The sequence below is a fragment of the Klebsiella planticola ATCC 33531 genome (assembly GCF_000735435.1).
GTDB lineage: Bacteria > Pseudomonadota > Gammaproteobacteria > Enterobacterales > Enterobacteriaceae > Klebsiella > Klebsiella planticola.
On the sequence record NZ_JMPP01000020.1, the window covers coordinates 1 to 19,733 of the forward strand.

Below are 19,733 nucleotides of genomic sequence, written 5' to 3' on the forward strand. Positions count from 1 at the left end.
CCTGGCTTACCGGGCCTACGGTCTTGTAGGCTGCTGCAAGCGCAGCGCCCCGGCGAATTTCCGCAGGCGGTGCCGCGCACCTGTCCGGGCTCCTGGCTTACCGGGCCTACGGTCTTGTAGGCCGGTGCAAGCGCAGCGCCGCCCGGCAATACGCGCTACTCGAGGTCTTCGCCGTTGCTGGCAATCACCTTCTTGTACCACCAGAACGATTTTTTACGCTTGCGCTCCAGCGTGCCGTTACCGGCATCATCGCGATCGACATAGACAAAGCCGTAGCGCTTGCTCATCTCGCCGGTTGAGGCAGAAACCAGATCGATACAGCCCCAGCTGGTGTAGCCCATTACCGGGATCCCGTCCTCGATAGCATCGCGCATCGCTTTGATATGCTCGCGCAAATAGCTGATGCGATAGTCATCGTGAATCTCGCCGTTGCCATCAATCTCGTCGCGGGCGCCGAGGCCGTTTTCCACCAGGAACAGCGGCTTCTGATAGCGGTCATACATCATATTCATCGTGATGCGCAGGCCGAGCGGGTCAATGCCCCAGCCCCATTCACTGGCCTGAATATGCGGGTTCTTCAGTGATTTAACGATATTGGCAGCGTTGGTGTTATGCGCATTCATCTCTGCTGAGGCACAGCGCGAGGCGTAATAGCTGAAAGAGACAAAATCCACGGTATGCTTGAGAATCTCGTCATCGCCCGGCTCTTTGGCGATCACGACCCCTTTTTCGCGGAATACCCGCGCTGCCCATACCGGGTAGGCGCCGCGAGCCTGAACATCGATAAAGAACAGGTTCTCCCGGTCCTTTTCCAGCGCCATCCACACATCTTCCGGCTTACAGGACCAGGGATAAAAATTGCCGCCCGCCAGCATACAGCCGACCTGGTTGAGCGGGTTAACCTCGTGGGCGATTTGGGTGGCCAGCGCGCTGGCCACCAGCTCGTGGTGAGCCGCCTGGTACTTCACCTGCTCCTGGTTCTCTCCCTCTTCAAACACCAACCCGGCGCCGGAGTAGGGACTATGGAGCATGATGTTGATTTCGTTGAAGGTGAGCCAGTATTTCACCAGCCCGTCGAAGGCTTCAAAGCAGGTGCGGGCGTAGCGGGTAAAGAACTCCACCATTTTACGATTGCGCCATGAACCGTATTCAATGACCAGATGCATCGGCACATCGAAGTGGCAAAGGGTTACCAGCGGCTCAATCCCGTACTTTTTGCACTCTTCAAACAGCGAGCGATAAAAGGCGATCCCTTCTTGATTCGGCTCCAGCTCATCGCCGTTGGGATACAGGCGGCTCCAGGCAATTGAGGTGCGAAAGACGCTAAAGCCCATCTCCGCCATCAGGGCGATATCTTCTTTGTAGCGATGATAAAAATCGATGGCCTCGTGGCTCGGGTAAAATTCATCGTCACGCAGCTGAAAACGCTTCTCCAGCCCGAGCTTAACCGGCATGCGGTTCGCGCCGTGGGGCAGCGTATCCACGGTGGTCAGCCCTTTGCCGCCCTCGAGATACCCCCCTTCAGACTGGTTTGCGGCCAGCGCGCCGCCCCATAAAAACCCGTGTGGAAAAGTCGACATGCGTTACCTCGCTTGCAAAAAAATAGTGTTCAGACGTGTGATGGTCGGGTCGTGGTCTGGCGCGCTCTGGCATCGGCTGCGGCCTCTTCTACCGGGATATCTTCAAAGCCGAGCAGCAGCGTCAGTACGAATGAGAGCACCACCGCCAGCGCCATCACGCCGAAGACCCAGACGATAGACATCGGGTTAGCCGGGTCAAAGAACTGGACGCTGGTGAACAGGCCCGGCGCCGCCATCGAGTGGCTGGCAAGCCCGGCAATACCGGCCACCGCACCGCAGATGAAGCCGCTGATCAGGCTGGCGATGAGCGGACGTTTGAGCCGCACCGCGACACCGTACAGCGCCGGTTCGGAGATACCGGCCAGAATGGCGGAGGCCGCGGCCGCCAGCGCAGTCTGACGCAGCTCCGGATTTTTAGTTTTCCAGGCTACCGCCAGCGATGAGCCGCCCAGCGACAGGTTGGCGCCGATTTCTGACGGCATCACCATCCCTTCTTTACCGGTTTCCGCAATGGTCTGAATAATGGTCGGGGTGAAAACGCGGTGCATCCCGGTCATCACCAGCAGCGGCCACAGGGCGCCCATAATGGCCACCGACAGCCAGCCCAGATAGCTATGAATGGTGTACACCAGCGCGGAGATGGCGCTGCCGATCCAGATCCCGAGCGGCCCTATCAGCAGGATCGCCAGCGGAGCGGCGATCAGCACGATCAGCATCGGCTTGAGGAAGTTTTTCGTCACCGCCGGAGTAATGCGATCGACCCAGCGTTCGATATATGACAGGCACCAGGTCATCACCAGCGCCGGAATGACGGTATAGGTGTATTTCACCGCCGTCACCGGAATAAAGGCGAACTCGACGTGCTCACCCTGGGCCGCTTTTGCCATCAGCTCAATAAAGCTCGGATGGACCAGCACCCCGGCAATGGCAATCGCCAGCGACATATTGGTTTTGAATTTTACCGCCGCAGAGGCGGCGACCATCAGCGGCAGGAAGAAAAAGGCGCCGTCGCCGATAACGGTCAAAATGGTCAGCGTGGGCGAACCTTTAGGCAGGACGCCGCTCATCTCGAGGATCATCGCCAGCAGTTTGACCATCGATCCGCCGATGATGGCAGGGATCAGCGGTGACATGGTGCCGATCAGCGCATCGAGGATCCCGGCGCCGATACGTTTTAACGTCAGCGGCGGTTTTCCCTGAGGTTCCGCGGGGCGCATATTGTCCGGCAGCAGGTTGACCACTTCGCGAAACGCCTGCGATACCGTATTGCCGATGATCACCTGACACTGATTGTCGCTGCGCACCACGCCAAGCACGCCTTTCAGGCTTTTCAGCGCGGCGCTGTCCACCCGCGCATCATCTTTGACCACAAAACGCAGACGGGTCATACAGTGGGTGACTGCCGTGATGTTATCCGCCCCGCCTGTTGCCGTCAGAATTTGCTTTGCCAGGGCTGCGTAATTTTTAGACATCGGATTTTATCCTGTTTAATCAATAGGGTACTGGCTAGTTATCGCACCTGAGGATCGTGCGCTATCAGGGATATATAGGAAACCGGTTCCACAAAATCATGATGAGTTTCATTTGTTCTAACAAGAGCTAAAAAAATCATTTTTAATTTTTGTGATTTTGATCGCTATGTGAAATGAAAAAGAATCTGCGCTGCGCGCGAGTCAAAGCTGTAAAACGGCGAGGCGTGCAGTACACTGCGGGCATCTTTTGCAACAGGAAGAACAACATGGCAACGATGCTGGAGGTGGCGAAACGCGCGGGAGTATCGAAGGCGACCGTTTCCCGGGTACTGTCGGGCAACGGCTATGTCAGCCAGGAAACGAAAGATCGCGTATTTCAGGCCGTAGCGGAAAGCGGCTACCGGCCCAATCTGCTGGCGCGTAATCTGGCTACCAAAAAGAGCCAGACGCTGGGGCTGGTGGTGACCAACACCCTTTATCACGGGGTCTATTTTAGCGAGTTGTTGTTTCACGTTGCGCGGATGACGGAAGACAAGGGGCGGCAGCTGATTCTGGCCGACGGCAAGCACAGCGCGGAAGAAGAGCGCGAGGCGATCCAGTACCTGCTCGACCTGCGCTGCGATGCCATTATCATCTATCCGCGTTTTCTCAGCGTTGATGAAATGGATGAAATCGTAGAAAACCAGCCGCAGCCGATTATGGTGCTCAACCGCCGACTGCGGCGCAACGCCAGCCACTGCGTCTGGTCCGATCAAAAAGCCTCGGCGTTTACGGCGGTCGAAAAACTGATTGCCCGCGGCCATCGTGATATCGCGTTTATCACCGGCTCGCTGGATTCGCCTACCGGGATTGAACGCCTTTCCGGCTATAAAGATGCGCTGACGAAACACGGGATTTCGCTGCATAATGACCTGATCGTTGAGGGCAAATGGACCCCGGAAAGCGGCGCTGCTGGCGTAGAGACGCTGCGTCAGCGCGATGCCCGTTACAGTGCGCTGGTGGCGAGCAATGACGACATGGCAATTGGCGCGATGAAGCAGCTACATCAGCAGGGCGTGCGGATTCCGCAACAGGTCTCGGTCATCGGCTTCGATGATATCGTGCTGGCGCCGTATATGGTTCCGGCGCTCTCCAGCGTCAAGATACCGGTGACGGAGATGATCAAGGAGAGCATTAACCGACTGATCTTTATGCTCGACGGCGGTGATTTAAAATATCAGCAAACCTTCCCCGGCGAGCTGCTTGAACGTGACTCTATTGCCCCGGGACCGTTCGCCTGACGTCGTCATCTGTCATCGTCAGATGTGACGATGACAGAATCTGTTCCCCGCCTATATGTGATTAATTTCCTTTATTATCAGTGCGATAAAAGTTGGAACGTATTATGCATACTCCGCCGCGTAACCTTCTTACTGCTGGAGAAATGGATGAACCGTTTCATTATTGCCGACGCGAGCAAATGCATCGGCTGCCGCACCTGTGAAGTGGCCTGCGTGGTCTCTCATCAGGAAAATCAGGACTGCGCCGCGCTGACGCCAAAATCCTTCTTACCGCGTATCCATGTGATCAAAGGCGTCAACGTCTCGACGGCGACCGCCTGCCGCCAATGTGAAGACGCGCCGTGCGCCAACGTCTGTCCGAACGGCGCGATCGCCAGGGATAAAGGCTTTATTCACGTGATGCAGGAGCGCTGCATCGGCTGCAAAACCTGCGTGGTGGCCTGTCCGTACGGCGCGATGGAGGTGGTGGTGCGTCCGGTGATTCGTCATAGCGGTGCCGGGCTGAACGTGATGGCGGAAAAAGCGGAAGCCAATAAATGCGATCTTTGCCATCACCGGGAGGAGGGCCCCGCCTGTATAGAGGCCTGCCCGACGCATGCGCTGATTTGCGTGGACCGCAATAAGCTTGAGCAGATGAATATCGAAAAACGTCGTCGTACGGCGCTGGCCTGGTAAGGCGGCACGATGAACGGGGTGCAGATTCGCATTCGCGGTAAAGTGCAGGGGGTGGGCTTCCGCCCCTTTGTCTGGCAGCTGGCGCAGCAGTCAGCTCGCTGCGGCGACGTATGTAACGACGGTGACGGCGTACTGGTGCGCCTGTTGGGCGATGAGGCGGCGTTTCTCGCCGCGCTGACCCGCCGCTGCCCGCCGCTGGCGCGTATCGACAGCGTGGAAACCCGGCCGTTTCACTGGCGTACGCCGCCGCAGGATTTCGCCATCCGCGAAAGCGGCGGCGGAAGTATGCGTACCCAGATTGTGCCCGATGCGGCCACCTGCCCGGCGTGCCTGGCGGAGATGAACAATCCGCAGGAGCGCCGCTATCGCTACCCGTTTATTAACTGTACTCACTGTGGGCCGCGTTTCACCATTATTCGCGCGATGCCCTATGACCGCCCCTTTACCTCGATGGCTCCTTTTCCACTCTGTCCGCGCTGCGAGGCCGAGTACCGCCACCCTGGCGACCGACGTTTTCATGCTCAGCCGGTAGCCTGCGCCGACTGCGGCCCGCGTCTGGAGTGGCGCGCGCAAGGCGAGTCGCTGGTCGGAGAAGCGGCATTGCAGGCGGCGATTCATCAGCTACAGGCCGGGCAGATTGTCGCCATCAAGGGCGTGGGCGGTTTTCATCTGGTGTGCGATGCCGGCAATCCGCGCGCGGTGGCGGCGTTACGCGCACGCAAACATCGTCCGGCAAAGCCGCTGGCGGTGATGCTGCCGGCGGCGGATGGCCTGGCGGAAGCGGCGCAGGCGTTACTGACTTCACCCGCGGCGCCCATCGTATTGATAGAGAAATCGCAGGTCGATGGCCTGTGTGACGACATTGCGCCAGCGCTGAGTGAAGTGGGGGTGATGCTGCCATCTAATCCGTTGCAGCATCTGGTTTTGCAGGCGTTGGCGCGCCCTCTGGTGATGACCTCCGGCAACCTGAGCGGGCGGCCGCCGGCGATCGCCAACGCCGATGCGCTGCGCGATTTGGCCGGGATTGCCGATGGCTTTCTGCTGCACAACCGCGACATCGTGCAGCGGATGGACGACTCGGTGATGCGGCAAAGTGGTGAAATGCTACGGCGTTCGCGGGGCTATGTGCCTGACGCAATGCCGTTACCGCCGGGGTTTCACGACGTGCCGCCGCTGCTGTGCCTCGGCGCCGATATGAAAAATACCTTTTGTCTGGCGCGCGGAGAGCAGGCGGTAGTGAGTCAGCACTTCGGCGACCTCGGCGATGAAGGCGTAGAACAGCAGTGGCATCAGGCGCGGCGTCTGATGCAGGCGGTTTATGGCTTTACCCCCAGTCTGGTGGTCAGCGATGCGCATCCGGGCTACCGTTCGACGCAGTGGGCGGCCTCGTTGGCGCTGCCGGTTGAGCGCGTCCTGCATCACCATGCTCATGCCGCCGCCTGCCTGGCGGAACACGGCTGGCCGCTGGATAGCGGCGATGTGATTGCCGTGGTCCTCGACGGTATCGGCATGGGGGAAAACGGCGCGCTGTGGGGCGGCGAGTGCCTGCGGGTGAATTACCGGCAGTGCGAACGCCTGGGCGGACTGCCGGCGGTGGCGCTCCCCGGCGGCGATCTGGCGGCTCGTCAACCGTGGCGTAATTTGCTGGCCCACTGCCTGGCCTACGTTGACGACTGGCAAAACGATGCGCAAACCGCGGCGCTGCGCCAGCACAACTGGCCGCTGCTGGCGCGGGCTATTGAGCGGGGAATGAATGCGCCGAAGGCGTCATCCTGCGGGCGCCTGTTCGATGCGGTGGCCTGCGCGCTGGGCTGCGCGCCGGATAGCCTGAGCTATGAGGGGGAGGCGGCCTGCCGGCTGGAGGCGTTGGCCACCGCCTGCGATGGCGTTGCGCATCCTGTTCGCCTGCCGTGGCAGGCGGGGGAGCTGGATCTGGCCGCGTTCTGGCCGCAGTGGCTGGGGTGGCGGGCGAGCCGTGAACAAAAAGCCTGGGCTTTTCACGATGCGCTGGCCCGCGGAGTGGCAGAGATGGCGCGCGATTGTGCAACGTCGCGCGGGATGACTACGTTGGCATTCAGCGGCGGCGTGTTGCATAACCGGCTGCTGGTCTCACGATTGACCTTTTATCTGGCGGATTTTACTCTGCTGTTTCCGCAGCAGCTACCTGCCGGAGATGGGGCAATCGCGTTTGGTCAGGCGGTCGTGGCCGCGGCTCGTCGGCAGGCTCACAGGATATCATCATGATCGTGACAATTTTACGCCAGCAGCCGCGTGCCGCTGCGCTGGTGCTGGGACTGATTGTGGCAAATCTGCTCGCCTGGGGTTGGGCCTGGCAGGCGTTTGGCGATAGCGGCGCGCTGATGGCGGCGAGTCTGCTGGCCTGGGGGTACGGATTGCGCCATGCGGTCGATGCCGACCATATCGCGGCGATCGACAGCGTCACCCGCAAAATGATGCAACAGGGGCGGCGGCCTTTTGCCGTCGGAGCCTGGTTCTCGTTTGGCCACTCGTCGATTGTGGTGCTGGCTTCGGCGGCGATTGCCGCGACCGCCACCGCTTTCGGCCAGCAGATGAACTGGCTTCACGATACCGGCAGCGTGATTGGCACAGCGATCTCGGCGCTGTTTTTATTGCTGATGGCGTTTATCAACCTGGTGATTTTACGCAGCGTCTGGCGCAGTTTTCGCGCGTGGAAGAGAGGCGGCAAGGTGAGCGATGAGGTGGCGGCCGGCGGCGGCATGATGAGCTGGCTGTTCGGTAAAACCTTCCGCCTGATTAGTCGCAGCTGGCAGATGTACCTGGTCGGCCTTTTGTTCGGCCTCGGTTTTGATACCGCGACAGAGATCGGCGTGCTGGGGATTTCTGCCGCCAGCGCGTCAAGCGGCATGTCCATCTGGTCGATCATGGTCTTTCCGGCGCTGTTTGCCAGCGGCATGGCGCTGGTGGATACCCTCGATAATGTGCTGATGGTCGGCGCCTACGGCTGGGCGTTTAGCAAACCGCAGCGCAAGCTCTATTACAATATGACCATTACCGGTACGTCGGTGGTGGTGGCGTTATTTATCGGTGGTCTGGAAGCGCTGGGGCTGCTGATGGACAAGTTTTCGCTCAGCGGTGGGCTATGGCGCTGGGTCGGCGCGCTGAACGATAATCTCGGCGACGCCGGTTTTGTGGTTATCGGGCTGTTTGTCGCCTGCTGGGTGCTGTCGGTGCTCAATTACCGCTGGCGCGGATACGATAACCTGGCGCAGTAGGTCGGGGATATCGTCCTGGCTCGCGCTGCGCTTAGCTGGGCTACCTGAGGTCGGATGGCATGCTGCCCGGCGGCGCTGCGCTTGCGCGGGCCTACGGGACGAATGCCAAACGGCAGGCCGGGTAAGCGTCGTGCCACCCGGCAAAATACCGGCGCAGAATCTGTAGCCCGGGTAGGCGTCGCGCCGCCCGGCAAAATACCGACGCAGAATCTGTAGCCCGGGTAAGCGTCGCGGCGCCCGGCAAAATACCGGCGCAGAATCTGTAGCCCGGGTAAGGCGTTTACGCCGCCACCCGGGAATAACGCCCGTTCGGGCAGCTTAACGTACCAATTGTTTGAGCAATGCAAAGGCCTCTTTCATTCGCTCCTCGCTGACCACAAAAGCACGCAGCTGGTTCTCCGCATCCACGCCTTTAGCCACCAGGCCGTCGTTGGCGGCAACGATATTCCACGTTAGGTCTTCGCGCCGCGTATCTCCGGCCAGATGCAGCGGCAGATCCGGGGTTTTCACCTTCACCAGCATCGGCGGCAGCGTCAGTTCGCTCGCCTGCGACAGCAGGTTTTTAGCGAGGCACATCGCGCTCAGTAAAATCGGCTGCAGAAATGGCAGGACGCTGCCATTGATTTCCGCGCAGTCGCCGAGGGCGTAAATTGCCGGATCGCTGGTTTGCAGCCGGCTATTCACCACCACGCCACGACGAATCAGCAACCCGGCATGGCGCGCCAACGCCGTTTCCGGGCGTAGACCGGCGGCGACAACCACCGCATCGACGGTGACGCTGCGCTGGTGGTCGAGGCTGACGCGAATGCCGTCGGCGGTTTGCTCCAGCCCTGCAAGCTGGGTTTTCAGCATCAGGTGTACGCCCATATCGGTTAACCGATGCTGCAGGCGGCTGCTGACCTCCGGCGGCATCAACGCTGAGAGCACGCTGGCGGAGTTATCGACTACCGTCACCGCCTTTCCGGCGCGGCAGAAGTCCATCGCCAGCTCGCAGCCAATCAGGCCGCCGCCGACGATCAGCACGCGTTGCGCATCGTGGAGCTGACTCTGCGCGGCGCCGTATTCGCGTTGGCTGTTGAGGGTCAGCATCAGCTCATGCCCGGGTACCGGCGGAATAAACGGCGCGGCGCCGGTCGCCAGCACCAGCTTGTCGTAGCGCCACTCGCGATCCTGGCTTTTGACCACTTTGGCCTCGGCGTCGATATTGCTCACCCGGACGTGGGGGAACAGGCGCAGGTTATACTGTTCGGCAAACTCCCCGGCGGTTTGCAGGGTCAGATCCTCGGCATTCTGACCGCGGCTGATGACGTGGCTGAGATCCGGTTTGTTGTACTCATCCATGCTGTCGGCAGCGATCAGCGTCAGCGGAATGTGCGTATCCTGCTTACGAATATTTTTCACCAGTTGACGGGCCGCAAAGCCCGAGCCGATGATCACGATACCATCGCTCATACCGCCTCCGTTGCCAGGACATCAAATACCTCTTTACCGAGAGAGCATTCCGGGCACAGGAAGTTATCCGGGACCTCGCTCCACGGCGTCCCCGGCTGGACATCCTGGTTCGGCTCGCCTGTCGCCGGATCGTAAACCCACTGGCAGACGCTGCACTGCATCGACGGGCCGAGATCGGCTGCCGCAGCGGCGGCACAAGCGCAGTTTTCCTGTTCCGACGCGCTTTGTGCTGCGGCGACCGGCAGCGGCGAGAGCGCCCACTGGCGGGCAATTTCACGGCCGTGTTCGCGGCACAGCTCCAGCGCGTCGAGGTCCGGGCGCCATTTGGCCTTCAGGCTCAGCGACATTTCAAAACCGGCATCCTGTAAACGGGTGGACAGGCGATCGACCGCACCGCCGCTCCAGCCGTGAGAGCCGAAGGCGCTGGCGCGCTTATTGCGAAAACGCAGGCCGGTCATCTCCTCCACCAGGCCGGCGATTTTCGGCATCATCACGTTGTTCATGGTCGAGGTCCCCACCAGCACCCCTTTTGAGCGGAAGACGTTGGTCAGAATTTCGTTTTTGTCGCTGCGGGCGACGTTAAAGATTTTTACCGCTACGCGCGGGTCCACGTCGGTAATTCCCTGGGCGATGGCATCGGCCATCATGCGGGTGTTGTTGGACATGGTGTCGTAGAAGAGAGTGATGCGATCTTCCTGATAATCCGCCGCCCATTTCAGGTACAGCTCGACGATTTGCGTCGGATTGTCGCGCCAGACCACGCCGTGGGAGGTGGCTATCATGTCGACCGGCAGGTTGAAGCCGAGGATTTCGGTGATTTTTGGCGTCACCAGGCGGCTGAACGGCGTCAGGATATTGGCGTAGTAGCGCTGGCACTGTTCGAACAGCTCGGTCTGATCGACTTCGTCATTAAACAGGTGCTCGTCGCAGTAGTGTTGGCCGAAGGCGTCGTTGCTGAACAGTACCGCGTCGCCGGTCATGTAGGTCATCATGCTGTCCGGCCAGTGCAACATTGGCGTTTCGACGAAGATCAGCTGCTTGCCATTGCCGATGTCGAGGCTGTCGCCGGTTTTCACCACGTTAAAGTTCCACTCCGGGTGATGGTGATGGCCGGTTATGGAGTCAATGGCGTTGGCGGTGCAGTAAATCGGAGTATCCGGGATACTGTTCATCAGCTCGGTTAGCGCACCGGCATGGTCTTCTTCCGCGTGGTTAATCACGATGTAGTCAATATCGGCAAGATCGATCTCGCTACGCAGGTTCTGCACAAACTCGCGGCTGAATTTATGATCGACGGTATCAATCAGCACATTTTTCTCTTCACGGATGAGATAGCTGTTATAGCTGCTGCCGCGCAGCGTTTTGTATTCGGTGCCGTGAAAATCACGCACTTCCCAGTCACGTTGGCCAACCCAATGAATATTATTTTTAACCAGAATAGACATAGCAACCTCAATTAATTCAGCGTGTTCAAATAAGATGAGTTGCTTATATCAAGTTACGTGCCAACTTTTTAATTGATTGATTTTAAATATATTATGTGTTTTTGCTTAAACTGATTGCTGTCAAAATGACAATGGTTAAAATAGTCGTTATGACAATAATCACTGTCAAAACGACAATGAGGCTGCAATGAGCTTTTCCGTAGAGGTACTGGCGAAAATCGCCATTGATTTACAAAGCGATATTGGTCACGCCGATCGATTCTCGCGTCTGATAGCCACCCTGCGGCAGGTGCTGGGATGCGATGCCTCGGCGCTGCTGCGCTACGACGCTCATCAGTTTGTGCCGCTGGCTATCGACGGACTGGCGCAGGATGTGCTGGGGCGACGCTTTGCGCTGGCCGGGCACCCGCGGCTGGAGGCGATTGCTCGCGCGGGGGATGTCGTCCGCTTCCCGGCGGACAGCGATCTGCCCGACCCTTATGACGGACTGATTCCCGGCCAGGAGAGCCTCAAGGTCCACGCCTGCGTGGGGCTGCCGCTGTTTGCCGGACAAACCCTGATAGGCGCATTGACCCTCGACGGTATGGACGCCGACCGTTTCGATAGCTTCAGCGATGAGGAGCTACGGCTGATTGCCGCGCTGGTGGCAGGAGCGCTGAATAACGCGCTGCTCATTGCCCGCCTCGAAAATCAGAACGTGCTGCCGGAGGCGAGCGCGAGCTATACGCCCCCCGACCGCCAGGAGATTATCGGCCTGTCGGCGCCGATACAGCAGCTGAAAAAAGAGATTGATATCGTCGCCGCGTCGGATTTGAACGTGCTGATTAGCGGCGAAACAGGCACCGGCAAAGAGCTGGTGGCGAAAGCGGTCCACCAGGGGTCGCCGCGGGCGGCCAATCCGCTGATCTATCTGAACTGTGCGGCGCTGCCGGAGAGCGTGGCCGAAAGCGAGCTGTTCGGACATGTGAAAGGGGCGTTTACCGGGGCTATCAGCCACCGCAGCGGCAAGTTTGAAATGGCCGATAACGGGACCCTGTTTCTTGATGAGATTGGTGAGCTGTCGCTGGCGCTGCAGGCCAAGCTGCTGCGCGTATTGCAGTATGGCGATATCCAACGCGTGGGCGACGATCGCAGCCTGAGGGTTGACGTGCGGGTACTGGCGGCCACCAACCGCGATCTGCGCCAGGAGGTGATTGCCGGCCGTTTTCGCGCCGATCTCTATCATCGCCTGAGCGTGTTTCCGCTCTCGGTGCCGGCGCTGCGCGATCGTGACGATGACGTGGTGCTGTTAGCTGGATATTTCTGCGAACAGTGTCGTTTGCGGATGGGGCTGGCGCAGGTGGTGTTGAGCGACGCCACGCGGGCAAGTCTGCGCAGTTGGCCGTGGCCTGGCAACGTGCGCGAGCTGGAACATGCGATTCATCGCGCGGTAGTGCTGGCGCGGGCGACGCAGGCTGGCGATGAGGTGCGGCTGGATCCGACGCATTTTCAGTTTGCCGTCGACGCGCCCGGACTGCCCGCCGCGACATCGGCGGTGCCGATGCAGGCGATCAATCTGCGCGCGGCGACTGAGGCATTCCAGCGCGAGGCGATTTCCCGCGCGTTAGCGGATAACCATCGCAACTGGGCCGCTGCCGCCCGCGCGCTGGCGCTGGATGTCGCCAACCTGCACCGGCTGGCGAAACGTCTGGGGCTTAAAGAATCCCGGCCTGATAGAAGTTCTGCAGGTTAATCGCTCCAACCAGAAGGCCGTTTTCGTCGACCACCGGGGCGGCGCTGATTTTGTGCTTCATCAGCCGCTCTTTGGCTTCGACCGCGCGGCTTTCCGCCTGCAGGGTGACGCCGTTGCGGGTCATCGCCTGGGCAACGGCATCGTTGAGCGTCCCGCCGCCGACCAGCCAGCGGCGCAGGTCGCCATCGGTGAAGACGCCCTGCACGCGGTTTTGCGCATCGCAGACCGCGACCAGACCCAGCCCGGTACGACTTAACTCCAGCATCGCGTCCATCACGCGGGTATCAAGGTCGACGCGTGGGACATCGTCATCGCGGCGCATCAGATGGTGAACTTTGTTCAGCAGCCGCGCGCCGAGGGCGCCGGCGGGGTGTGAACGGGCGAAGTCTTCTTCATTGAAACCGCGGGCCTGCATGACCGCCATCGCCAGCGCGTCGCCGAGCATCAGGGTGTTGACGGTGCTGGAAGTGGGGGCCAGATGCATCGGGCAGGCTTCGCGTTCGACGGCGATATCCAGTACCGCTTTTGCCGCCAGCGCCAGCGGGGATTGCGATTTTCCGGTCATCGCCAGCAGCGGGATCCCTTTTTCTTCCAGACGCGGGACGATGAGATCCAGCTCTTTGGCGCTGCCGGAGTAGGAGATAAACAGCATCACGTCACGACCATCAAGCATCCCGAGGTCGCCGTGCAGCGCTTCCGCCGGATGGACGAAAAAGGCCGGGGTGCCGGTACTGGCGAAAGTGGCCGCCAGTTTTTTGCCAATATGGCCTGATTTACCGATACCGGAGACCACCAGTTTCCCTTCGCAGTGGATGATGGTTTCCGCCGCGCGGATGAAGTCGTCGCCCAGGCGTTCAGGCAGGCGGCTGGCCTCCTGTAGCTCCAGCATCAGGGTCTGGCGTCCGGCTTCTAACAGAAAGTTACTCATGTTCTTCTCCAGTAATAATCACTTCGATGCCTTTCTTTTCCAGCGCCCGCTGGAATGTCGGGTCAATACCGGCATCGGTAATCAGCTTATCCACGCGCTCGAGGCCGCAGACGATGTTCGGGCTCTTACGGCCAAACTTTGATGAGTCGGCCATCAGGATCACTTCTCTGGCGGCATTGCACATCGCTTTACTGACGGTATAAACCTCGTTGAAGGTCGTCACGCCGGCGTTCAGGTCGATGCCGTCGGTACCCATAAACAGTTTGTCGAAGCTGAACTGCTCGAAGGCATTTTCCGCCAGCTGTCCGTGAAAGGAGGCCGATTTTTTACGGAAGGTGCCGCCGGGCATCAGGATCGTTTGTTCATTATCCAGTTCGGAGAGGGCGTTGACGATATGCAGGCTGTTGGTCATGACCGTGATGTTATTGAAGTGGCTGAGCAGCGGCACCATCTGCAGCACCGTGCTGCCGGCATCGAGGATGATCGAATCGCCATCGTGGATGTAGTGCACCGCTGTTTCGGCGATCAGCGCTTTTTTATGGGTGTTAATGAGCGTCTTATGATCGATGGGTGGGTCGGGCTCATCTTTGTTGAGGACCACGCCACCGTAGGTGCGAATAACGGTGCCGGCATTTTCGAGGATCACCAGATCCTTGCGTATGGTGGTGCCGGTGGTGTCGAAGTGTTGCGCCAGCTCTTCAACCGAGCATTTACCCTGCGCTTGCAGGTGCTCAACAATGGCTGCCTGGCGCTGACGTGGTTTCATAGCGGTAGTATCCTATCCTGCGTTAAGTTTCGAAGTGATAATTTCGCAAGATATTTACTTTTACAACGAAATTATACATGTTTCGGTTTAAGCGCTAATGATAGTGCATTCTGACAGAGCGGATCCTGGGGAAAGATCATATCTGGTCGCAATTCCTCACGATATTGCCCCTTTATCGCGGGGATTTTTTGCGGGCGGGCGAAAACGGTCACTCCTCGCATCAGCAGCGTATCGCTGACGCGATCGTGGTCGTCAAAGGCGATGGCGACGATCGCGCGCGGTTTGAAGCGGCCCGATGAACGCCCGACGCCGACCCGCCCCTGCTGGCAAAGTCGGTCAAAGGCGCGATTAAACTGGCGAATCTGCCAGCCGCCAAGCGCCAGTTGTGCCAGCCAGGCGATCGCGGCGACGGTAATCAGTGCACTAACCATAAAAGTCTCCTGAGGGGGGGCGGTTCGGGTCAATTCTCCCGGAGGCGACGCGTTGCGCCTGACCGGGCTACGGACCTGCAGATCTCTGCGGGCGTGTAGCCCGGTCAGCGCAGCGCTACCGGGGAACAAACGGCATCCGGTCCGGTCGCGCCGGGTTTAAAACATGACCTGACCGCCGGTGATGTTAATCGACTGTCCGGTGCAGTAAGACGCCTGCGGGCTGGCATAAAACATCAGTACGTTCAGGACATCCTGATAGTCGCAGCCGCGTTTCAGCGGCACCTTGTCGATGTAATACTGCTCGACTTCGTCCTCGGCAATACCCAGTTTGCTGGCATATTGCGGCAGCAGCGACTGGAACATCGGCGATTTCAGCAGGTTGCCCAGCATCAATGCATGAACGGTAATGCCGTATTCCGCCAGATCCAGCGCCAGCGACTGGGTCAGCCCGACGCCGCCAAACTTCGCTGCGCTATAGCCGGAATTATGCTTGCTGCCGACTTTGCCGGATTTGGAGTTGATCTGAATAATACGCCCCTTGATCCCATCGCGAATCATCAGCCGTGAAAATTCGCGAGCGCAGAGGAAGTAGCCCACCAGATTCACCTGCAGCGAGCGGTCAAAATCACCGAGCGCGAAATCGCTGATAAAGGCCGCTTTGGCGATTCCGGCGCTATACACCAACAGATCCACCCGCGCGAATATTTCATCCACGCCGCGGGCGAGGGCCATCACGCTGGCCTCGCTGGTGGCATCGGCGCCAAAGCCGTATGCCATTCCTTCTCCATATTCGTCGTTGATAGCCTGCGCGACGCGCGTGGCTTTATCGCTTTGGATATCCACAACGGCAACCCGATACCCCTGAGCGGCAAGGCCCCGGCTCAGAAACTCGCCTAAGGTTTGTCCACCGCCGATGACAACAGCAACCTGATTCATAGTCTTCTCCTGACAACTCATGCAACAAATTTCAATATACAGCCGGGTGCGATCGCGTCCGGCACGGGGCCAGACACGTGGACCGTCCCCGGAAACTCTGCTTCGCTATGGCCATCAAAGCGCAGCGTGATATGGCCAAGCTCACGCAGATTCTGTTCGGCGACATCGCCGACGGCGGTCACCGGATAGCGTTGTTCGCCAAGCTGGAGCTCCGCGCCCGGCATCAGCGTGCCGGACAGCTCGCCGTGATTGTGAATAAAGCAATATTCCTCGATATCCGCCGGCGCGCCTTCGCGAAAGGTAATCAGCATCTCCTCATCCAGTGCCAGCGTAGCGCTGGCGCCGATGCGCGTAATCGTGGTCTGGTAAATCACGGTCATCTTCAGGAACCTCTTATTGGTAAATAAATCCGGACACAAACCAGGCGATCAGCACCGTTGGCGCACCGGTCAGAAAACGTCCCACCAGCACCGAAGGAACGCCGACGCGTACCGTGTCCTGACGGGCTTCGGCAAGCGACAGGCCAACCGGAATAAAATCGCAGGCGGCCTGGGCGTTAATGGCGAACAGCGCGGGGAGCGCAAGGTGCGGGGGAATATTGCCGAGGCCAATCTGCACGCCGATCAGCACGCCAATGACCTGAGCGATAACCGCACCAGGGCCGAGGAACGGCGACAGCAGCGGGAAGGAGCAGATCAGGGCCAGCGTGACCAGGCCAAGAGGATGGCTGGCGAGCGGGGCCAGACCGTGGGCAATCCAGTCACCGATGCCGGAGGCCATGATGATGCCGATCAGCGCCGAGACGAAAGCCATAAACGGCAGGATGGTTTTCAGTACCGTGTCGATGGTGTCGCGCCCGGACTGGAACAGCACGGCCACCACGGAGCCCATTCCCATGCCGACCTTCGCCAGCAGGCCATCGCTCTGCTCGGTAATTTTTTTGCTGGTATCGTAATCCCGCGGGGCTGACTGGCCCGGCTTCGCTTCTGGCGCCGCTGTGCCGTCGCGGGTCAACAGGCGAATGTTCTCTTCTTTCACCCCGGAGACGTAAATATCTTCGACGATATATTGCGCCAGCGGGCCGGATTTGCCGGTGGCGTGGATATTGACGGTCGGGATACGACGTTTCGGGTAAAGGCCGCAGCGTAAGGTGCCGCCGCAGTCGATAATGGCAACGCCGATCTCCTCTTCCGGCGGCTCGCCTTCTTTAAACCCGTCGACGGCCTGCCAGCCGGTCAGACTGGCGATCTTGTCGACGATTGCCGGGCGGGTACCGGCGGTAATGTAGACGATCTTTTTACCGACAACGGCGTCCAGCTCAAGAGGGCCGCCCCAGCCGCTGGCGCCTTTTTCAATACGAATACGGGTCATGAGGTTGCTCCGGAAAGATGGACTTTTTGCTCAAGCTGGATGCCCATTTTTTTCTCAAAAATCGAGGTGGTCAGATCGGTGATCCAACCGCGGAAGAAGTTGGTGACCAGGCCCACCAGCAGATAGCTCACTGCCAGCGGACCTAACGGCAGGCCAAGCGTGGTCAGGCCGCTGGCAATCCCGAGATAGACAAACAGCTCGCCGGGGTTGATATGGGGAAACAGGCCATTCATAGAGTGACAGCTGTAAGAGGCTGCCGCGTAGTAGCTGGGCTTGTACTTCTCGGGCATAAAGCGCCCGAGGCTCAGGGTCATGGGGTTACAGAACACAAAGGTGCCGATGCAGGGCAGCAGCAGATAGCGTGAGATCGGATTGCCGGCGCAGCGTTGCGCCAGCTTTTCGATCCGCTGCTGACCGATAAAGTTGATCAGCGCGTTCATGATCACCAGCAGACTGATCAGCAGGGGCAGGATCCCGGTGACCATACCGGTAAACACCTCGCCTCCCTTCTGAAACAGGCCGATAAACCATTCGGCGCCGTGGGTAATGACTTCAATCATTGTTCTCTCCTTCAGAGTGTTATTTTTCTTGCTAACTGGCAGCTCATTTTAATCACTTTGAAAGATTTAAAAGTGTTAAATTGATCGCAAAATGAAAGGTAAATATTTTATTTTGAAAGTTTGTGCGCGCTCAGAGGGAGATTAGCCGAGGCCAGGGGGAGGTGAACGGACGGATAATGAACCGGAAAGGGCGGTGCTGTCGGGACTATTTTGTCCGCAAATACATTGCCGCTTCCTTGTTGACGGCCGCATGCTTTACCATAATTATCCTTTGCCAAATTTGTTAAACGGATGTCCCATGTTGAAGCGTCGCTATCTGGCTTTACTTCCCCTGTGTGTTCTCCTCGCTGCCTGTAGCAGCAAACCTAAAACCACCGCAGAACCCCAGACGGCGGGAGGCGGCGGTTTTTTGCTGGAGCCGCAGCATAATGTGATGGAGATGGGGGGCGATTTCGCTAACAACCCGGCGGCGGAGCAGTTCATCGATAAAATGGTGAGCAAGCATGGCTTCGACAGACAGCAACTGCATGAGATCCTCTCGCAGGCGAAACGCCTGGATTACGTCCTGCGCCTGATGGACCGCCAGGCGCCGAGCGGACTGCCGCCGTCAGGGCCTAACGGCGCCTGGCTGCGTTACAAAAAACAGTTTATTACGCCGGATAACGTGCAGAACGGTGTCGTATTCTGGAACCAGTATCAGGATGCGCTGAACCGCGCCTGGCAGGTGTACGGCGTGCCGCCGGAAATTATTGTCGGGATTATTGGCGTAGAAACCCGCTGGGGTCGCGTGATGGGCAAAACCCGCATTCTCGACGCCCTGGCGACGCTGTCGTTTAGCTACCCGCGTCGCGCCGACTATTTTTCTGGTGAGCTGGAAACCTTCCTGCTGATGGCGCGCAGCGAGCAAGATGATCCGTTAAACCTGAAAGGTTCTTTCGCCGGAGCAATGGGTTACGGTCAGTTTATGCCATCTTCTTATAAACAGTATGCGGTGGACTTCAATGGCGACGGGCACATTAACCTGTGGGATCCGGTGGACGCGATCGGCAGCGTGGCGAACTATTTCAAACAGCACGGCTGGGTGAGCGGCGATCAGGTTGCGGTACAGGCGCTGGGTCAGGCGCCGGGCCTGGAGAATGGCTTCAAAACCAACTACAGCATTTCGCAGCTTACGGCGGCAGGCTTGACGCCGACGCAACCGCTGGGCAACCATCAGCAGGCCAGCCTGCTGCGTCTGGATATCGGTACCGGTTACCAGTACTGGTATGGTCTGCCGAACTTCTACACCATTACCCGCTATAACCACAGTACCCACTACGCGATGGCCGTCTGGCAGCTCGGTCTGGCCGTTTCTCAGGCCCGCGGACAGTAACCTTTCCCCGATACTCCCCTCGTCATGAGGGGAGTTCCGTTACATTTTGCAGCATTTCCCGCCGTTGACGCTGATTTACATTTTTCCGTCAATCTAATATTGTTACGTTATAACATATTGATTGGGTAAGACTGTGACTTCTCTTTTTATGACATCCGCAGCGGTACGCGCAGGAATCGCCTGTGTGCTGCTGGCGCTCCTGTGGCTGGCGACCTGGTGGGCGGTAACCCTGCCATGATTGAACTCGATCATCTGGTAGCCGGTTACGAAGAGCTGGCTATTACGCCGGCCCTCAGCGGCGTAATAGCGACAGGCAGTATGACGGCCATTGTCGGCCTGAACGGCTGCGGTAAATCAACGCTGTTGAAAACGCTGGCCGGCTTTATTCCTCCGGTCAGCGGCAGGTTGCGCTGGACGGTATCGCGTCCGGTGATTGGCTGGCTGGCGCAGCGCCATGCCCTCGAATCGCAGTTTCCGCT

At 59.0% G+C, this 19,733-nt stretch carries 18 protein-coding genes; 7 read left to right on the forward strand and 11 right to left on the reverse strand.

The genetic code is table 11. The annotated features are described in order from the left end of the window. Positions 1 to 155: 155 nt before the first annotated feature. Entirely contained in the window at positions 156 to 1,580 is a 1,425-nt protein-coding gene (locus GRPL_RS16050; RefSeq protein ID WP_032696777.1) for a 6-phospho-beta-glucosidase, read from the reverse strand. A 29-nt stretch (positions 1,581 to 1,609) separates the two neighbouring features. Beyond that, a complete protein-coding gene (gene ascF, locus GRPL_RS16045; protein ID WP_032690994.1) occupies positions 1,610 to 3,052 on the reverse strand; it encodes a PTS cellobiose/arbutin/salicin transporter subunit IIBC in 1,443 nt (480 codons plus the stop codon). 266 nt (positions 3,053 to 3,318) lie between these two features. Here ascF and GRPL_RS16040 point away from each other — a divergent pair, with 266 nt between their 5' ends. The 4 genes from GRPL_RS16040 (at position 3,319) to GRPL_RS16025 (ending at position 8,261) form a co-directional block, all read left to right on the forward strand. Next, positions 3,319 to 4,332, forward strand: coding sequence for a LacI family DNA-binding transcriptional regulator (locus tag GRPL_RS16040; protein ID WP_032690995.1), 1,014 nt, complete (start codon positions 3,319 to 3,321; stop codon positions 4,330 to 4,332). Between the two features lie 147 nt (positions 4,333 to 4,479). Continuing rightward, positions 4,480 to 5,007 carry an electron transport protein HydN gene (hydN, locus tag GRPL_RS16035; protein ID WP_032690996.1) on the forward strand — a complete coding sequence of 176 codons (528 nt, stop codon included), beginning with the start codon at positions 4,480 to 4,482 and terminating at the stop codon, positions 5,005 to 5,007. A 9-nt stretch (positions 5,008 to 5,016) separates the two neighbouring features. After that, positions 5,017 to 7,251 (forward strand): carbamoyltransferase HypF, encoded by a 2,235-nt coding sequence (hypF, locus tag GRPL_RS16030; RefSeq protein ID WP_032698946.1) that lies wholly within the window; start codon positions 5,017 to 5,019, stop codon positions 7,249 to 7,251. Further along, a complete protein-coding gene (locus GRPL_RS16025) occupies positions 7,248 to 8,261 on the forward strand; it encodes a HoxN/HupN/NixA family nickel/cobalt transporter (protein WP_032698947.1) in 1,014 nt (337 codons plus the stop codon). Before hypF ends, GRPL_RS16025 begins: the two co-directional genes overlap by 4 nt. 318 nt (positions 8,262 to 8,579) lie before the next feature. On the opposite strand, the gene norW is transcribed toward GRPL_RS16025, so the two are convergent. Both norW and norV read right to left on the reverse strand, forming a co-directional pair. Further along, the gene (gene norW / locus GRPL_RS16020) at positions 8,580 to 9,713 is read right to left on the reverse strand and encodes an NADH:flavorubredoxin reductase NorW (RefSeq protein WP_032698949.1); all 1,134 of its coding nucleotides are present in this window, start codon (positions 9,711 to 9,713) and stop codon (positions 8,580 to 8,582) included. Beyond that, positions 9,710 to 11,158: an anaerobic nitric oxide reductase flavorubredoxin gene (gene norV, locus GRPL_RS16015; protein WP_032698951.1), complete on the reverse strand. Its 1,449-nt coding sequence runs from the start codon at positions 11,156 to 11,158 to the stop codon at positions 9,710 to 9,712. The genes norW and norV overlap by 4 nt, the downstream gene beginning before the upstream one ends. Positions 11,159 to 11,345: 187 nt before the next feature. Here norV and norR point away from each other — a divergent pair, with 187 nt between their 5' ends. Continuing rightward, on the forward strand, positions 11,346 to 12,890 hold the full coding sequence (norR, locus tag GRPL_RS16010) for a nitric oxide reductase transcriptional regulator NorR (RefSeq protein WP_032698953.1): 1,545 nt from the start codon (positions 11,346 to 11,348) through the stop codon (positions 12,888 to 12,890). Here the strand turns inward: norR and gutQ are convergent. From gutQ to srlA, 7 genes are all read right to left on the reverse strand, one after another. After that, positions 12,853 to 13,818, reverse strand: coding sequence for an arabinose-5-phosphate isomerase GutQ (gutQ, locus tag GRPL_RS16005; protein ID WP_015585883.1), 966 nt, complete (start codon positions 13,816 to 13,818; stop codon positions 12,853 to 12,855). The genes norR and gutQ overlap by 38 nt on opposite strands. Next, the gene (gene srlR / locus GRPL_RS16000) at positions 13,811 to 14,584 is read right to left on the reverse strand and encodes a glucitol operon DNA-binding transcriptional repressor SrlR (protein ID WP_032698955.1); all 774 of its coding nucleotides are present in this window, start codon (positions 14,582 to 14,584) and stop codon (positions 13,811 to 13,813) included. The genes gutQ and srlR overlap by 8 nt, the downstream gene beginning before the upstream one ends. 71 nt (positions 14,585 to 14,655) lie before the next feature. Continuing rightward, on the reverse strand, positions 14,656 to 15,015 hold the full coding sequence (gutM, locus tag GRPL_RS15995) for a transcriptional regulator GutM (protein WP_032691004.1): 360 nt from the start codon (positions 15,013 to 15,015) through the stop codon (positions 14,656 to 14,658). Positions 15,016 to 15,171: 156 nt separating this feature from the next. Next, the gene (gene srlD / locus GRPL_RS15990) at positions 15,172 to 15,951 is read right to left on the reverse strand and encodes a sorbitol-6-phosphate dehydrogenase (RefSeq protein ID WP_032691005.1); all 780 of its coding nucleotides are present in this window, start codon (positions 15,949 to 15,951) and stop codon (positions 15,172 to 15,174) included. 17 nt (positions 15,952 to 15,968) lie between these two features. Beyond that, positions 15,969 to 16,331, reverse strand: a complete 363-nt coding sequence (srlB, locus tag GRPL_RS15985) for a PTS glucitol/sorbitol transporter subunit IIA (RefSeq protein ID WP_032691006.1) — start codon at positions 16,329 to 16,331, stop codon at positions 15,969 to 15,971. A 13-nt stretch (positions 16,332 to 16,344) separates the two neighbouring features. Further along, positions 16,345 to 17,322 carry a PTS glucitol/sorbitol transporter subunit IIB gene (gene srlE / locus GRPL_RS15980; protein WP_032698956.1) on the reverse strand — a complete coding sequence of 326 codons (978 nt, stop codon included), beginning with the start codon at positions 17,320 to 17,322 and terminating at the stop codon, positions 16,345 to 16,347. Beyond that, positions 17,319 to 17,882 carry a PTS glucitol/sorbitol transporter subunit IIC gene (gene srlA, locus GRPL_RS15975; protein WP_032691008.1) on the reverse strand — a complete coding sequence of 188 codons (564 nt, stop codon included), beginning with the start codon at positions 17,880 to 17,882 and terminating at the stop codon, positions 17,319 to 17,321. Before srlA ends, srlE begins: the two co-directional genes overlap by 4 nt. 298 nt (positions 17,883 to 18,180) lie before the next feature. Between srlA and mltB the strand changes: the two genes are divergently transcribed. After that, the gene (gene mltB, locus GRPL_RS15970) at positions 18,181 to 19,254 is read left to right on the forward strand and encodes a lytic murein transglycosylase B (RefSeq protein WP_004866842.1); all 1,074 of its coding nucleotides are present in this window, start codon (positions 18,181 to 18,183) and stop codon (positions 19,252 to 19,254) included. A 201-nt stretch (positions 19,255 to 19,455) separates the two neighbouring features. Then, positions 19,456 to 19,733 (forward strand): ATP-binding cassette domain-containing protein (locus GRPL_RS15965; protein WP_162180073.1); only part of this gene is annotated, 278 nt, incomplete at its 3' end.

Excerpts from the sequence above, each read along its gene's own strand:
- norR (WP_032698953.1), top strand. The coding sequence starts at position 11,346 with ATGAGCTTTTCCGTAGAGGTACTGGCGAAAATCGCCATTGATTTACAA.
- GRPL_RS16050 (WP_032696777.1), bottom strand. The coding sequence starts at position 1,580 with ATGTCGACTTTTCCACACGGGTTTTTATGGGGCGGCGCGCTGGCCGCA.
- srlD (WP_032691005.1), bottom strand. The coding sequence starts at position 15,951 with ATGAATCAGGTTGCTGTTGTCATCGGCGGTGGACAAACCTTAGGCGAG.
- gutQ (WP_015585883.1), bottom strand. The coding sequence starts at position 13,818 with ATGAGTAACTTTCTGTTAGAAGCCGGACGCCAGACCCTGATGCTGGAG.
- GRPL_RS16040 (WP_032690995.1), top strand. The coding sequence starts at position 3,319 with ATGGCAACGATGCTGGAGGTGGCGAAACGCGCGGGAGTATCGAAGGCG.
- gutM (WP_032691004.1), bottom strand. The coding sequence starts at position 15,015 with ATGGTTAGTGCACTGATTACCGTCGCCGCGATCGCCTGGCTGGCACAA.
- norV (WP_032698951.1), bottom strand. The coding sequence starts at position 11,158 with ATGTCTATTCTGGTTAAAAATAATATTCATTGGGTTGGCCAACGTGAC.
- hydN (WP_032690996.1), top strand. The coding sequence starts at position 4,480 with ATGAACCGTTTCATTATTGCCGACGCGAGCAAATGCATCGGCTGCCGC.
- hypF (WP_032698946.1), top strand. The coding sequence starts at position 5,017 with ATGAACGGGGTGCAGATTCGCATTCGCGGTAAAGTGCAGGGGGTGGGC.
- srlA (WP_032691008.1), bottom strand. The coding sequence starts at position 17,882 with ATGATTGAAGTCATTACCCACGGCGCCGAATGGTTTATCGGCCTGTTT.
- mltB (WP_004866842.1), top strand. The coding sequence starts at position 18,181 with ATGTTGAAGCGTCGCTATCTGGCTTTACTTCCCCTGTGTGTTCTCCTC.
- ascF (WP_032690994.1), bottom strand. The coding sequence starts at position 3,052 with ATGTCTAAAAATTACGCAGCCCTGGCAAAGCAAATTCTGACGGCAACA.
- norW (WP_032698949.1), bottom strand. The coding sequence starts at position 9,713 with ATGAGCGATGGTATCGTGATCATCGGCTCGGGCTTTGCGGCCCGTCAA.
- GRPL_RS16025 (WP_032698947.1), top strand. The coding sequence starts at position 7,248 with ATGATCGTGACAATTTTACGCCAGCAGCCGCGTGCCGCTGCGCTGGTG.
- srlE (WP_032698956.1), bottom strand. The coding sequence starts at position 17,322 with ATGACCCGTATTCGTATTGAAAAAGGCGCCAGCGGCTGGGGCGGCCCT.
- srlR (WP_032698955.1), bottom strand. The coding sequence starts at position 14,584 with ATGAAACCACGTCAGCGCCAGGCAGCCATTGTTGAGCACCTGCAAGCG.
- srlB (WP_032691006.1), bottom strand. The coding sequence starts at position 16,331 with ATGACCGTGATTTACCAGACCACGATTACGCGCATCGGCGCCAGCGCT.